Raw genomic sequence first — 14,012 nt, forward strand, 5'->3', positions numbered from 1 at the left:
AGGCTCGCTCCCACAATGGTTTTGCGACGAATACCAAACCCTGTGGGAGCGAGCCTGCTCGCGAAAGCGGCCTCCAATTCACCGAAGACCTGACGGCTAAACCTTGGCCTGGGCCAACGCCTCATGGTGATCCAGCGCCCGCTCCACCAACAATTGCACACCATCGGCCATTCGGCTGAGCGCCAAGGCTACCGAACGGCGCGAACCTTCCACCCCGTCCGCCAGATCGGCCGCAATGGCGCTGATGGACAGCAAGTCTTCGGAGGCATTGGCCAGAAGTGCTTCGGTGCCGATATCGGGAGAGACGGTGAACAGCTGGTATTTTCGGCGCTTGGCCGGTTTTTCGTGAGGGGGCGGGAAGTAATGAGAGAGGGCGCGGTCTGCGGCTTCGCTGAGCTTCTCGGCTTCCATGGCAGCTTGGAAATCGGGATCGGTTTCCGGGGGATTGGGAGTTACTTTGAACATACTGAATCTCCATTTGACGAGTTTCAGCTGCCCCATTCGGTTCCAAACGAATTAGGGTGGCAGCTGTACGCAGGTTGGAACCCGAGGTAAATGGAGAAAACCCGGTAGACCCGAAGGTCTCCCGCGCACAGCCGCCATAACGGAATGCACACTATGAAGGTGCGCAAGCATACGTTATGAATGGCGCTTTTTCGCCCTTTACACCTCGGGGTTCCAAACCCGGCCGCTGAATTTGCAGCGACGCACACACGATAAAGATCCGCGCAAAAGCGCACCAGTCAGCGGGTTCCGGCATTTCTGTAGGCAGCGATGCCAAGCGTTGTAGCCTTCCACCCTTTCTGCGGACAAATGTTTAAACACAAAACCCGATCGGCTGGCGAAGATGCCCAAAGGTTGAAGATTCCCAAAAAGGGACCTATCGTTCCCATTTTGGGACTCATTGGTTGTCACTGTGCAAAACCTTTCCCTCAGCGAAGCCTTGTTCACGACCACCCAGCAAAAAGTGCTGGGCCTATTGTTCGGCAAACCCGACCGCAGTTTCTACGCCAACGAGATCGCACGTTGGGCTCAAGTGGGCAAAGGCAGCCTCATGCGCGAACTGGGTCGCTTGCAACGGGCGGGTGTACTGACGATGTCCCGACAGGGCAACCAGACTCACTATCAAGCCAACCCTGATTGCCCGATCTATGCCGAACTTCTGGGTATCACGCGCAAAACCTTCGGTATCGCACAACCTTTGCGCGACGCATTGCAGCCTTTCGCCGATCAGCTCGTTTGGGCGTTTATCTACGGGTCGATCGCCAAGGATCAGGCCAACGCATCCAGTGACATTGATCTCATGCTGATCGGCGAGGGGCTGCACTACAGCGAAGTGATGGAACGGCTCTTGCCCCTGGAAGAGCAACTGGGCCGCACCCTCAACCCGACGCTCTACACCCCTCAGGACTGGGCCGCAAAAACCAAGGCTGAAAACAGCTTCGTCGTGCGGGTAGCGCAGCAGGACAAGATCAATCTGGTGGGTGAGAACCCTATGGAGTCCAAGGATGGGCAGCAACGAGAGTCTGGAGAATCTGGTACGTAGTGGTGGGTTAAAGGTCGAGCCGCCGGAGCGCAAGGAATGCGACGGCTTGATGCGTGGCTTACAACGCTGCTCACGCTATTGCGCTTACCGCTCTGCGGTTGAGTGGATACCGCTCCGACAAGCGCTATCTGGTTTTCCAGTGTCTGGTTCATACCGCCGATGCGAACAAGCTTCAGGTCCGACTTTTCGCCTTGTGCCACGAGCGGCGAAATCTGGCGGATTACGAAGGCTATATGGATGAAGACGAAGCATTGCTGGCGCAGTTGTTGGAAAGTACTGCGCAGCTTTTGATTCGAGTGCAGGAGCGGATGGGCGAGCTGTGATGTTCCATGGCCCAACGCTTTGGAATCTTTCCTGGCCCCTTCGCGAGCAGGCTCGCTCCCACAGGTTTTGTGAATGCCGCCGAATCACTGTGGGAGCGAGCCTGCTCGCGAATACGGCCTTCAATCCACCGAAAACCTGACGGCTAAACCTTGGCCTGATCCAGCGACTCATGATGATCCAGCGCCCGCTCCACCAACAAATGCACGCCATCGGCCATTCTGCTGAGCGCCGAGGCTACCGAGCGGCGCGAGCCTTCCACGCCGTCCGCCAGATCGGCAGCACTGGCACTGATGGACAGCAGGTCTTCGGAGGCGTTGGCCAGAAGCACTTCGGTGCCGATCTCGGGAGAGACGGTGAACAGCTGGTATTTTCGGCGCCTGGCCGGTTTTTCGTGAGGGGGCGGGAGGTAATGAGAGAGGGCGCGGTCGGCGGCTTCCTTGGGCTTCTCGGCTTCCAAGGCATCTTGGGAATCGGGATCGGTTTCCGGAGGATTGGGAGTTACCTTGAACATACTGAATCTCCGCTTAATGAGTTTCAGCTGCTCCATTCGATTTCCAGGCGAAGGGGTCGCAGCTGTACGCAGGCTGGAAATCCGGGGGTAAACGGAAATAACAACCCGGCAGACTCGAAGGCCTCCCGCGCGCACCCGCCGGTCAGCGGGTTCCGGGGTTGCTGTAGGTCCCAGCGTCAAACTGCGTAGCCTCACGCTGTTCCTGCAGACAAATGATTAAACAAAAAACAATCGGTTCAGGCCGCTTGTCGTGAGCAGCTTGTCCCGGACCTTGGTGAAGGCTTTAGGCAAGCAATTACCTATCAGTTCTACTAGTAGACACTTTCAGCAAAGAAGCCGAAGCTCAATGCTATCAGCAAGGAGCAGCAGGAGCCCTGCCAATGCCTTCCCAAAACGAAGAAGTACTCTGCACTTATCACTATGATCCGCTGGACAGTTTGATTGGCTTTAATTCGGCCAAGCCGGACGCGCTTCAGCGCTTTTACTGCAAGACCCGGCTAGCCACGGAGATTCAAGGATTGGCGCGCTGTTCGATTGTACAACAGGGTGACCAGTTATTGGCGCAACAGAAGCGATTGGGCGACGCACAGGAAACGGCATTGTTGGCCACTGATCAGCAGCGTTCAGTGATGCAAACTGTTGGCGGGCATTCGCTTCCGATTGTTTATTCGCCCTATGGGCATCTTCGCGCAGAAAGTGGTTTAACCAGTTTGCTGGGTTTTAATGGTGAGCGGCCGGATGCAGTGACAGGGCATTATTTGTTAGGTAATGGTTTTCGAGCATTTAATCCGGTGTTGATGAGATTTAACAGTTCGGACAGTTTGAGTCCGTTTGGCAAGGGGGGATTGAATTCATATGCGTATTGTTTGGGGGATCCTGTTAACGGGAGTGATCCCACTGGCCACATGCGTTGGTTTTCACTATCAACGATGGATTTTACAAATTTCAAACGCGATCCAACATTTGCCAGTATGAGTAAGTTTACGGTTGGGCACAGATTTTCACATGCAAAACATTTGAATAATCTGGAAAACCCATTATCCAATTCAAACGTACAACTTGCGAAATGGCGATCTCCGAAACGATTTTCGAATAGGGCATCAGTTGATTATCATAGCGTGAGGGATTCTGATCCATTAAACTTGGACTTCATGAAAAAAAATCATAGAATAGATTTTGATCTTCCTAATCCAGACTCTTCCTACGATCTGAACGCAGTTGTTTTGAACCCGAAGCTACAAAGCTTTATAAGTCATCGGGAGAAACATTATCGTGTACTAGATGAGCTAGAAAAAGTAGCTGATTTTGATAAAGGAAAGTCAATCCTCCCGACTTTTAGTCGCGCTCATGCGAATCTTGAGGTAGGTATAAGCCGATATCAAGAACTTTTATTGAAGGGAAATAACGCTCGCGCAAGAGAGGTGTTGAAGTCGGCAATGGATCGGTTTGATCGGCAACAGAAGAAAATACGAGAATCGCAATAGTTACGGTAACCGTAACAATTCACCACCCTGCTTGATTGATGCCCCCCACCCAACGCTCCTAAGGTGACCCCCACGACAGCGAACCCGTGGAGTGGTCATGACAACAACAATATCCCCCGACTCGCGATGGACGCGGCGGCGCAGCGAAAAGCAGCGGCGTCTTGCGCTGGTGCGAGACCTGGCCGACGGTGTGGTGTTGCCCACCGACAAGATGGTGGCGGCGCTGGAGGCGTTGATCTTGCCCGGCGACCGCGTGGTGCTGGAGGGCAACAACCAGAAGCAGGCGGATTTTCTTTCTCGTTCCCTGGCCAAGGCCGATCCAGGCAAGCTGCATGACCTGCACATGATCATGCCCAGCGTCGGTCGTTCCGAGCATCTGGACCTGTTCGAACGCGGCATTGCACGCAAGCTCGACTTCTCCTTTGCCGGCACCCAGAGCCTGCGTATCAGCCAGTTGCTCGAAGATGGCCTGCTGGAGATCGGCGCGATCCACACCTACATCGAGCTTTATGCGCGGCTGGTGGTCGACTTGATTCCCAACGTGGTGCTCAGCGCCGGCTTCATGGCTGACCGTGCCGGCAACATCTACACCGGGCCGAGCACCGAAGACACGCCGGCGCTGATCGAACCGGCCGCCTTCAGCGACGGCATCGTCATTGTCCAGGTCAACCAACTGGTGGATGACGTCAGCGACTTGCCGCGGGTCGACATTCCCGCTTCCTGGGTCGACTTCGTGGTGGTGGCGGACAAGCCGTTCTACATCGAGCCGCTGTTCACCCGTGACCCCCGGCACATCAAGCCGGTGCACGTGCTGATGGCGATGATGGCGATTCGCGGGATCTACGAAAAACACAACGTGCAGTCGCTCAACCACGGCATCGGCTTCAACACGGCCGCCATCGAACTGATCCTCCCGACCTACGGCGAATCCCTGGGCCTCAAGGGCAAGATCTGCCGTAACTGGACACTCAATCCCCACCCCACCCTGATCCCGGCGATTGAAAGTGGCTGGGTCGAAAGCGTGCATTGCTTCGGCACCGAACTGGGCATGGAAAACTACATCGCCGCGCGGCCCGACGTGTTCTTCACCGGGCGCGACGGCTCGCTGCGTTCCAACCGGATGTTCAGCCAACTGGCCGGCCAATACGCGGTGGACCTGTTCATCGGCGCGACCCTGCAAGTCGACGGCGACGGCCATTCTTCCACCGTGACCCGCGGGCGCCTGGCCGGTTTCGGCGGCGCGCCGAACATGGGGCACGACCCGCGCGGTCGACGCCACGGTACGCCAGCCTGGCTCGACATGCGCCACGCCGACGCGACCGAGCCGATGCTCGAACGCGGCAAGAAGCTGGTGGTGCAAATGGTCGAGACCTTCCAGGAAGGCGGCAAACCGACCTTCGTCGAGACCCTCGATGCGGTGGAGGTGGCGAAGAAAAGCGGCATGCCACTGGCGCCGATCATGATCTACGGCGACGACGTCACCCACCTGCTGACCGAAGAAGGCATCGCCTATCTGTACAAGGCCCGAACGCTGGAAGAGCGTCAGGCAATGATCGCCGCCGTCGCTGGCGTGACCGCCATCGGCCTGCGCCACAACCCGAAAGACACCGCGCGCATGCGCCGCGAAGGCTTGATCGCCTTGCCCGAAGACCTCGGCATCCGCCGTACCGACGCCACCCGCGAATTGCTCGCCGCGAAAAGCGTAGCGGACTTGGTGGAGTGGTCCGGTGGCCTCTACAACCCGCCCGCCAAGTTCAGGAGCTGGTAATGCACGCACTCAACCTGCAACCGAAAACTCTGAGCCTGGCCGAACGCCTGGCGGACCTGGCGGTGGATGCGCTGATAGACGAGGCTGACCTGTCGCCAAAACCGGCGTTGGTCGACCGTCGCGGCAATGGCGCCCACACCGATTTGCACCTGGGGCTGATGCACGCCTCGGCGCTGGCCCTGTGGCCGGCGTTCAAGGAAATGGCGCAAGCCGCTATCGAGATGGGCGAGGTTGGATTGCCGCTACGCGAGGCGATTGGCCTGATCGGACGTGAAGGCGAACAAGCGATGCTCGCCACCACCAACGGCGTGAATACCCATCGCGGGGCCATCTGGGCGCTGGGCCTGCTGGTCGCCGCTGTTGCGCTGGAGCCGCAATCCACCGCCGCCGGTGCCATCGCCTTGCGCGCGGCACGCCTGGCCTTGCTCGACGACCGTTATGCGCCGCGTCCACTGAGCCATGGTGCGCAAGTCGCCCAACGCTACGGTGTGCGCGGTGCCCGCGAGGAAGCGCAACTCGGTTTTCCGGCAGTGATTCAACGCGCACTGCCGCAACTCAAGTGCAGCCGCGCTACCGGCCATGGCGAGCAGAACGCCCGGCTCGATGCGCTACTGGCGATCATGACGAATCTGGCCGACACCTGCGTGCTGTACCGCGCCGGCGAGGAAGGCCTGAACACCATGCAGCTCGGCGCCCAGGCCGTGCTCGACGCGGGTGGCAGTGCGAGCCTCGCCGGACGTCGTCGGCTGCATGAGCTGGACCAACAATTGATCGCATTGAATGCCTCGCCCGGTGGTGCTGCGGATTTGCTCGCAGCCTGCCTGTTCATCGACCGCATCGAGGCCGGCGACCGCATTACCCAGGGAGCGTTTTAATGGAAACCTTATCTTTTGAATTCCCCGCCGGGCAGCCGCCACGCGGTCGCACGCTGGTGGGTTGTGTCGGCTCGGGCGATCTGGAAGTGCTCATCGAACCGGGTCAACCCGGCAAGCTGAACATCACCGTGCAGACTTCGGTCAACGGCAGCGAGCAACGCTGGCAGCACCTGTTCGCACGGATGTTCGACGGTCAGACCCCGCCGGCCATGGACATCGACATCCACGATTTTGGCGCCACCCCCGGCGTGGTCCGCCTGCGCCTGGAACAGGGCTTCGAGGAGATCGGCCATGACTGACAGCGCAGCGCTTCTCAACAAGCACAGCTTCGTTGAGCTCGGTGCCCGGCAGCGGGCAAAAGCTCTACTCGATGCCGGCACCTTCCGCGAATTGCTCGATCCGTTTCAACGCATCATGTCGCCGTGGCTGTCGCGCCAGGGCGTGGTCCCGCAAGCCGATGACGGCGTGGTCATCGCCAAGGGCAGCCTTGAGGGTTTGCCGGTGGTGATCGCGGCGATCGAAGGGGCATTCCAGGGTGGCAGTCTCGGTGAAGTCGGCGGGGCAAAAATTGCCGGCGCATTGGAACTGGCCGCCGAGGACAACCGCAAAGGCGTTCCGACCCGCGCCGTACTGCTGTTGGAAACCGGTGGTGTGCGCCTGCAGGAAGCCAATCTCGGTTTGGCGGCCATTGCCGATATTCATGCGGCGATCGTCGATTTGCGCCAGTACCAACCGGTGATCGGTGTGGTGGCGGGCAGCGTCGGTTGTTTTGGCGGCATGTCGATTGCCGCGGGCTTGTGCAGCTACCTGCTGGTGACCCAGGAAGCCCGCCTGGGCCTGAACGGTCCACAGGTGATCGAACAGGAGGCGGGGCTCGAGGAATACGACTCGCGCGATCGCCCCTTCATCTGGAGCCTGACCGGCGGCGAGCAACGTTTCGCCACGGGGCTGGTGGATCGCTTTGCCGATGATGACGTGGCGCAGATTCGCGAGCAGGTCGGCGAATTGCTCAAGCAGGGTTTGCCTGCACAGCAACGCAGTACTCAGGCCGACCTGTTTCTGCAACGGCTGGCGCGTCTGGACGCCGAGCCGCAAATCGAGCCGGCCACGGTTCGCGACCTGTATCAAGGAGAGCGCTCATGAGTTCGTATTCCCTGAGGGGCTTGAACTGGTTCAACGCCTTGAGCGGCGATGCCCGGCCGGTCGAGGGTTTGCCGGCCTCGCTGAAAGTGGCGGATGGATTTGTGGGTGAACAAGCCGCGCGCTTCATCGCCGTGGTGGCCGATCCGGACAACCGGTTCGTGCGTGCCCGCCATGGTGAAGTCGGGCTGCTCGAAGGCTGGGGCCTGGCCAAGGCGGTGAATGACGTCATCGTTGCCGATCAGCACACGCCGCAAAAACGCGCCTTGATCGCCATCGTCGATGTGCCGAGCCAGGCCTACGGGCGCCGCGAAGAAGCCCTCGGTATTCATCAAGCCTTGGCCGGCGCGGCGGACAGTTATGCCCGCGCCCGGTTGGCCGGTCATGCCGTGATCGGCTTGCTGGTGGGCAAGGCGATGTCCGGGGCGTTTCTGGCTCACGGTTATCAGGCTAACCGCTTGATTGCCCTGCGCGATCCAGGGGTGATGGTGCATGCCATGGGCAAGGCTTCGGCGGCGCGGGTGACCTTGCGCAGTGTCGAAGAGCTGGAAACCCTGGCCGCCAGCGTGCCACCGATGGCCTATGACATCGACAGCTACGCCAGCCTCGGCCTGCTCTGGGAAACCTTGTCGGTGCAGCAGATCGAACAGCCCACCACGGCGGATGTGGCGCGGGTGAGCGAGTGCCTGACGCAGGCGATTGCCGATGTCGCGCAAAAGGGCGTTGATCTCAGCGGACGCCTCGGGGCGACCAATCGTGCGGCCTCCAGCAGGGTCCGCCAATTGCTGAGAGAGCAGTGGTGAGCAAGTTTCTGGCCCACGACCTGCTCTGGGGCATGACCCCTCGGCAGCTGCGTGAGGGGGCGCCTGCCTGGGCGGTCGAATCGATCGGCACCGGTCAGCCCGTGGTGGTGCGCCGTGCGGTGTCGACGGAGGATCGGATTGCGGTCGGCGTGCGTGGCCGTTTGCGTGAACAGCGCTATGGGACGTCGATGGCAATGGCCGCGGTAACCCGTCGTGTCAGCCCGGAAGCGCTTTGTCACGTCGACAGCCACCGCGACCTGCCGGCGCTCGAAGCCCTGGCTCAATTGCGCCCCGCACTCGATGCCTGCGGTTGGGCCTGGGGTGTCAGCGGCAGTGCCGGGTTCGAGTTGGCCAGCGGTTTTGCAGCCCTGCATGAGGCCAGCGATCTGGATCTGATCCTGCGCACACCACAGCCTCTGGCGCGGGATCAGGCTCGGGAGTTGCTGGCGTTGTTCGACAAGGCGCCCTGTGTGGTGGACATGCAATTGCAGACCTCATTCGGCGCTGTCGCCTTGCGTGAGTGGGCGGGTTCTTCCTCACGGGTTTTGCTCAAGAACGCAACGGGAGCCTGTCTGGTCACCGACCCATGGACCCCGCAGGAGCAGGCAGCGTGAGCAGCTTGCTGGTGTTCCCGGGGCAGGGTGCGCAGCGGCCGGGCATGCTCCAGGGGTTGCCTGGGGACACGCTGATCGAGGCCAGCGACCTGTTGGGTGAAGACGTTCGGCTGCTCGATTCCGCCCAGGCGCTGCAATCGACAAGGGCGGTGCAGCTCTGCCTGCTGATCGCCGGTGTGGCGGCGGCGCGGCAGTTGTCATTGCCGGCGGATTACGTCGCCGGGCTGTCCATTGGTGCCTACCCGGCCGCGGTGGTCGCCGGTGCCCTGGGTTTCAGCGATGCGCTGCATCTGGTCAGCCTGCGTGGCGAGTTGATGCAGCAGGCTTATCCACAGGGCTACGGGATGACCGCGATCATCGGCCTGGAACTGGCGGTGGTGGAGGGCTTGCTGGCCCGGGTTCACAGCGTTGATACGCCGGTTTACCTGGCCAATATCAACGCCGATAACCAGGTGGTGATTGCCGGCAGCGACGCTGGGATGAAAGCGCTGGCCGAGCTGGCAAGGGAGCGTGGGGCGGGGATGGTCAAGCGTCTGGCGGTGAGTGTGCCGTCGCACTGCCCGCTGCTGGACGTACCGGCGCAAACCCTGGCCGAAGCGTTCGCCAGGGTGACGCTGCAAACACCAAAGATCGGCTACCTGAGCGGCAGTCGCGCGCGCCCGGTGATCAAGGTTGACGCCTTGCGCGACGACCTGGCCTTCAACATGTGCCGCGTGGTGGATTGGCGCGGCACGGTGCAAAGCGCTTATGAGCGCGGCGTACGTCTACAGATCGAACTGCCGCCCGGTGCGGTGCTGACCGGGCTGGCGCGCCGGGTCTTCGAACAGGGCACCGTGATAGCGTTCGACGGTGCAAGGCTCGACACACTGCAGGCGCTGTTGCGTGAGGAGGGAAGCCGCCACCCCTAGAGCAGCCCTGAGGCTTCGAACAACAAGAACAACATTCGACGATGCACTTTGAGGACGACAACAATGATTATTTACGGTGTGACGCTGCTCGCGATCTGTACGCTGGCAGGGGTGATCATGGGTGACATGCTGGGCGTCCTGCTGGGCGTAAAATCCAACGTCGGCGGGGTCGGGATCGCAATGATCCTGTTGATCTGCGCACGGTTGTGGATGCAAAAACGCGGTGGCATGACCAAGGATTGCGAAATGGGCGTGGGCTTCTGGGGTGCCATGTACATCCCCGTGGTGGTGGCGATGGCCGCGCAACAGAACGTGGTCACGGCCTTGCATGGCGGTCCGGTGGCGGTGCTGGCGGCGATCGGTTCGGTGGTGGTCTGCGGCTGCACCATTGCCTTGATCAGCCGGACCCATAAAGGTGAACCCTTGCCCGATGAGCCCTCGGAAATTACCCCAGTCGGCACACCTGTAGGAGGTCGCTGATATGTGGGATCTCATCGAGAAAGGCCTGGAACACAACGGCCTGGTCACCGCATTCGCCTTCGTCGGCGTGATCATGTGGGTGTCGGTCATCCTCTCCAAACGCCTGACCTTCGGGCGCATCCATGGGTCGGCGATTGCCATCGTCATCGGTCTGGTCCTGGCCTGGGTCGGCGGCACCCTGACCGGCGGGCAAAAAGGCCTGGCGGACTTGACGCTGTTCTCCGGCATCGGCCTGATGGGCGGCGCCATGCTGCGCGACTTCGCCATTGTCGCCACGGCCTTCGAGGTGCAGGCCACCGAAGCGAAAAAGGCCGGGCTGATCGGCGTGATCGCCCTGCTGCTGGGCACGGTGCTGCCGTTCATTGTCGGCGCATGCATGGCCTGGGTATTCGGTTATCGCGATGCGGTGAGCATGACCACGATTGGCGCGGGCGCGGTGACCTACATCGTCGGGCCGGTGACCGGTGCGGCAATTGGCGCGACCTCGGATGTGATGGCGCTGTCGATTGCCACCGGGTTGATCAAGGCGATCCTGGTGATGGTCGGCACGCCGATGGCGGCGCGCTGGATGGGCCTGGATAACCCGCGTTCGGCGATGGTCTTCGGCGGCCTGGCCGGTACGGTGAGTGGTGTGACGGCGGGGCTGGCGGCGACGGATCGACGGTTGGTGCCTTATGGCGCGTTGACGGCGACCTTTCACACCGGGCTTGGGTGCTTGTTGGGGCCTTCGTTGCTGTACTTCATTGTTCGGGGGATTGTGGGATAGGTCTTCCGAATTTTCTAATGTTCGTCTCCGCATTTACCGGGTTTCATGAGTTGCTCGGTAAATGTGGAAATATACAAATATAATCTTAATAAAGTTGGAGCCGGCTCAGGTTGTTGATGCTGAAATTTTATGAGGAGGTCGAAATATTTTTTGATGTCATTTGAATGTTTTTGCTGTGGTCTTGATAAAAAATATGGACAGGCAGTATGCCGTCATCAGTGCAATTAGGCCATAGCTTAGGCCGTCAATTATCCTTTCAGGCTTAAAAATTAAGCTGCTCGCAGTGATGATCAGGATGATGGTTAACGTTGTGGCAAGTTCGCTAATAAGAAAAAAAGATACTGCATCGCTATCGTTCGCGGTATGGAAGATTTCATTTGATGTTAGTCTGGTGAATATTGTTCCGACTATCACGCCTAATAGGCAAAAAAAAGCAAGTGATAAAAAAAACGTAATGTCCTTGTTGGTCAGTGCCAGCAGCAGAGATGTGATAATAGTCACAATCAAACAGGAGGCTGCGAGTGTGGTGCTGGATTTGCTGATGGTAAATTTGGATATCACAAGCCGCCCTAATACAGTTGATGCTAAAAAGACCATGTACGCAATCGCTGAGCTTCCTAACCAGGAAAATTGCTGGGCTAAGCCCAAGAGGTCGCTATGCCGATAGAGCAAGCCTATTGCATACATAAGTATTAGAGATTCAAATACGTTTCCCGCAACATAGCCGATTATTTGCACCGGACATTTGACGGCAACAGTGAAATGCTTAAGATATGCATGTCGGGTCGAGTGCATTACGTTAGTTCTGCTGGTGTTGGTGGGTCGAAGATCATTTTTTGATATGTATATTTGCGCTGATCTGAGTACCAGCAGCATCGACATTATCGCTGTTACAGCATATAAATATGAGGTGTAATTTATTGCAAGGGAGGCCGTCAGCAATAAAACAAAAGGCGTTCCAATTCGCATGTATAAAAAATGGTTGAATGCTTTGACGTAATCTGCAGTTTTGCCAGTCATTTTTATATGTAGGGCATTATAAGCTGGCCTGAAAGATGCTTTTAGGCAGCCTGTTCCTGCCGAGTCGCATACGAAAGCGATCAGGATTAAACTCCAGCCTGTATACCAATGTTCAAGCAGTGCTGCCCAGAAACCCAATGTCAGGAAAATAGCGCATGCTAGTTTGAATATAAAGCCATATACGGTTGTATTGGCAACACCTAGCCCACATACAAAGTAGTGTCCAATGTAAAACTCCACAATCAAGGAGATGATTAACTGCGTTACAAGCGAGAACTCTAACGAAAACTGTCCTAAATTTGGGTTGCTTGCAATTAAGGCTAGTTCGAGAATTGTTGCTCCCATCGCAACACCACCATACAAGGCATCTGATCTCGCGATGAGTGTGTGTGCACTTTTCATGCGTTGACTCTATAAGTTGTGCCAGGCTCTAGAATAAGGTTTTCATATAGAGCGGACGGCGCGTAGGCTCGACCGTAAAACATGAGCGTTGTATATATTGAATCAAGATCGTAAGGGATTAGCGTGAATTTCTCTTTAGGTTGTGTGGTTGTGTATGCCGGACTTCCAGTTTTACCGTTTCTAAAGTCTTCGTAAAGTAATAGCTCGACATCAATGTGTGCGTTCTTGGCGGTATTGTTAAAGAAAATACCGCAGGCTGCATCATTGAGATTTTTGTAGGTGCTCCCGGTCGTATCAAATCGCTCAAATACGTTAATTAAAATATCATCCCCATAGATTGACTGTAGGTATCTAATTGCATAAGGCCATCTTCTATTCAAATGCCTGGATATGTCTAGATATCGTCTGACGCATTCAAAAGTGAAATGTTTTTCGCATGCAGAGGTCGGGGAAGTGAGAATGTTTTTAGATTTATATATTTCAGTGAAGATCAGGTCGATAGCATCAGTGTTTTTTATTGTCATTCTCTGATACCTCTTTGAGTGATTTTTTTACGAGATCAATGTTGCTGCGCTCAACTTCAACGGATGAACCCTCCATTTCCAGCAAAATATTTTTCGTGTTGTATGCCTGAGTGATGGTTGGTTTAAAAGCATCCATCAGTTCAATATTGAAAGGGTCTGAGTGCTGGTCGAGCCATACGGGAATACCATTCCACATCCAGGATTTTATTCCTGAGATATGTAACGTCTTGATAAAGTTCCAGATTTCATGTTTTGCATCAGGTATGGCGAAAGCAATATCTTTACTTTTGCAATAGCCCAAGTAGTGTCCTATGTCAAAGGCCATGGAGCAATCAGACTGAATGCATAGCTCTAAGTAGAAGTCCCAAAACGGTATGTTTCCGAGCTCGCTATATACGGGAGGGTTTTCTAAAAATATGGGTAGTTCAAAAAAATGCTTTGCCATATTGGCGTTAAGTATTGTTGTTTGTAATGATTTTTTGTTTAGGGGTGGGTTGGTTTGATGGGCGCCTAGAAAAAGATTGCCATTTCTCCATATGCCTATGTCTTCTTCAATATAACTTACTGGAAGACTATCAGTTATTTTTTTCAGATTAGCTAACTCTGCCATGTCGATCACTCCAGAAAAATTTATATCTACTGGGTGTACGGAAATAGTAAAATCAGCAGTTGCGCAGAAATCAATAATTGAGTTATCCAGCCTATCCCAAGGGCGCACGCCCAGGCTGAAGTGTTTGATCGGGGCGCCATGGTAAGCGCTAGTGGTATCTCTATGTAAACAAATGAATTGCTTTAATTTATTTATATCACCACTCACACCTAGACTTATCGAATTCATGTCCATAAA

At 56.6% G+C, this 14,012-nt stretch carries 16 protein-coding genes and 1 pseudogene; 12 read left to right on the plus strand and 5 right to left on the minus strand.

Annotated elements, in window-relative coordinates:
- Positions 1-96: 96 nt before the first annotated feature.
- Entirely contained in the window at positions 97-465 is a 369-nt protein-coding gene (locus CGA21_RS02380) for a DUF6124 family protein (protein WP_188263444.1), read from the minus strand.
- Between the two features lie 451 nt (positions 466-916).
- Between CGA21_RS02380 and CGA21_RS02385 the strand changes: the two genes are divergently transcribed.
- On the plus strand, positions 917-1,546 hold the full coding sequence (locus CGA21_RS02385; protein ID WP_188263445.1) for a transcriptional regulator: 630 nt from the start codon (positions 917-919) through the stop codon (positions 1,544-1,546).
- Positions 1,509-1,869 (plus strand): annotated as a pseudogene (locus CGA21_RS02390) (hypothetical protein). Before CGA21_RS02385 ends, CGA21_RS02390 begins: the two are co-directional and overlap by 38 nt.
- 143 nt (positions 1,870-2,012) lie before the next feature.
- Here CGA21_RS02390 and CGA21_RS02395 read toward each other — a convergent pair.
- Positions 2,013-2,381, minus strand: a complete 369-nt coding sequence (locus tag CGA21_RS02395; protein ID WP_188263446.1) for a DUF6124 family protein — start codon at positions 2,379-2,381, stop codon at positions 2,013-2,015.
- Between the two features lie 380 nt (positions 2,382-2,761).
- Between CGA21_RS02395 and CGA21_RS02400 the strand changes: the two genes are divergently transcribed.
- From CGA21_RS02400 to madM, 10 genes are all read left to right on the plus strand, one after another.
- On the plus strand, positions 2,762-3,865 hold the full coding sequence (locus CGA21_RS02400) for an RHS repeat-associated core domain-containing protein (protein ID WP_188263447.1): 1,104 nt from the start codon (positions 2,762-2,764) through the stop codon (positions 3,863-3,865).
- A 97-nt stretch (positions 3,866-3,962) separates the two neighbouring features.
- Entirely contained in the window at positions 3,963-5,633 is a 1,671-nt protein-coding gene (gene mdcA, locus CGA21_RS02405) for a malonate decarboxylase subunit alpha (protein WP_188263448.1), read from the plus strand.
- Positions 5,633-6,508, plus strand: a complete 876-nt coding sequence (locus tag CGA21_RS02410) for a triphosphoribosyl-dephospho-CoA synthase (protein ID WP_188263449.1) — start codon at positions 5,633-5,635, stop codon at positions 6,506-6,508. The genes mdcA and CGA21_RS02410 overlap by 1 nt, the downstream gene beginning before the upstream one ends.
- Positions 6,508-6,807, plus strand: a complete 300-nt coding sequence (locus CGA21_RS02415; protein ID WP_188263450.1) for a malonate decarboxylase subunit delta — start codon at positions 6,508-6,510, stop codon at positions 6,805-6,807. Before CGA21_RS02410 ends, CGA21_RS02415 begins: the two co-directional genes overlap by 1 nt.
- Positions 6,800-7,651, plus strand: a complete 852-nt coding sequence (locus CGA21_RS02420; RefSeq protein ID WP_110750304.1) for a biotin-independent malonate decarboxylase subunit beta — start codon at positions 6,800-6,802, stop codon at positions 7,649-7,651. Before CGA21_RS02415 ends, CGA21_RS02420 begins: the two co-directional genes overlap by 8 nt.
- A complete protein-coding gene (gene mdcE / locus CGA21_RS02425; RefSeq protein ID WP_110750306.1) occupies positions 7,648-8,451 on the plus strand; it encodes a biotin-independent malonate decarboxylase subunit gamma in 804 nt (267 codons plus the stop codon). Before CGA21_RS02420 ends, mdcE begins: the two co-directional genes overlap by 4 nt.
- Positions 8,445-9,065: a malonate decarboxylase holo-ACP synthase gene (locus CGA21_RS02430; RefSeq protein WP_188263451.1), complete on the plus strand. Its 621-nt coding sequence runs from the start codon at positions 8,445-8,447 to the stop codon at positions 9,063-9,065. The genes mdcE and CGA21_RS02430 overlap by 7 nt, the downstream gene beginning before the upstream one ends.
- Positions 9,062-9,973 carry a malonate decarboxylase subunit epsilon gene (mdcH, locus tag CGA21_RS02435; protein ID WP_188263452.1) on the plus strand — a complete coding sequence of 304 codons (912 nt, stop codon included), beginning with the start codon at positions 9,062-9,064 and terminating at the stop codon, positions 9,971-9,973. The genes CGA21_RS02430 and mdcH overlap by 4 nt, the downstream gene beginning before the upstream one ends.
- Before the next feature lie 63 nt (positions 9,974-10,036).
- Positions 10,037-10,453: a malonate transporter subunit MadL gene (gene madL, locus CGA21_RS02440; RefSeq protein ID WP_188263453.1), complete on the plus strand. Its 417-nt coding sequence runs from the start codon at positions 10,037-10,039 to the stop codon at positions 10,451-10,453.
- Position 10,454: 1 nt separating this feature from the next.
- A complete protein-coding gene (madM, locus tag CGA21_RS02445; protein WP_179055099.1) occupies positions 10,455-11,219 on the plus strand; it encodes a malonate transporter subunit MadM in 765 nt (254 codons plus the stop codon).
- Positions 11,220-11,375: 156 nt separating this feature from the next.
- On the opposite strand, the gene CGA21_RS02450 is transcribed toward madM, so the two are convergent.
- The 3 genes from CGA21_RS02450 to CGA21_RS02460 are packed head-to-tail and all read right to left on the minus strand — an operon-like array spanning position 11,376 to position 14,009.
- Complete coding sequence (locus tag CGA21_RS02450) at positions 11,376-12,641, minus strand: hypothetical protein (protein WP_188263454.1); 1,266 nt, start codon at positions 12,639-12,641, stop codon at positions 11,376-11,378.
- A complete protein-coding gene (locus CGA21_RS02455; RefSeq protein ID WP_110750318.1) occupies positions 12,638-13,165 on the minus strand; it encodes a hypothetical protein in 528 nt (175 codons plus the stop codon). The genes CGA21_RS02450 and CGA21_RS02455 overlap by 4 nt, the downstream gene beginning before the upstream one ends.
- Positions 13,146-14,009: a DUF692 family multinuclear iron-containing protein gene (locus CGA21_RS02460; protein WP_110750319.1), complete on the minus strand. Its 864-nt coding sequence runs from the start codon at positions 14,007-14,009 to the stop codon at positions 13,146-13,148. Before CGA21_RS02460 ends, CGA21_RS02455 begins: the two co-directional genes overlap by 20 nt.
- Positions 14,010-14,012: the final 3 nt, after the last annotated feature.

Source organism: Pseudomonas sp. PSB11 (assembly GCF_014596605.1).
Classification (GTDB): domain Bacteria; phylum Pseudomonadota; class Gammaproteobacteria; order Pseudomonadales; family Pseudomonadaceae; genus Aquipseudomonas; species Aquipseudomonas umsongensis.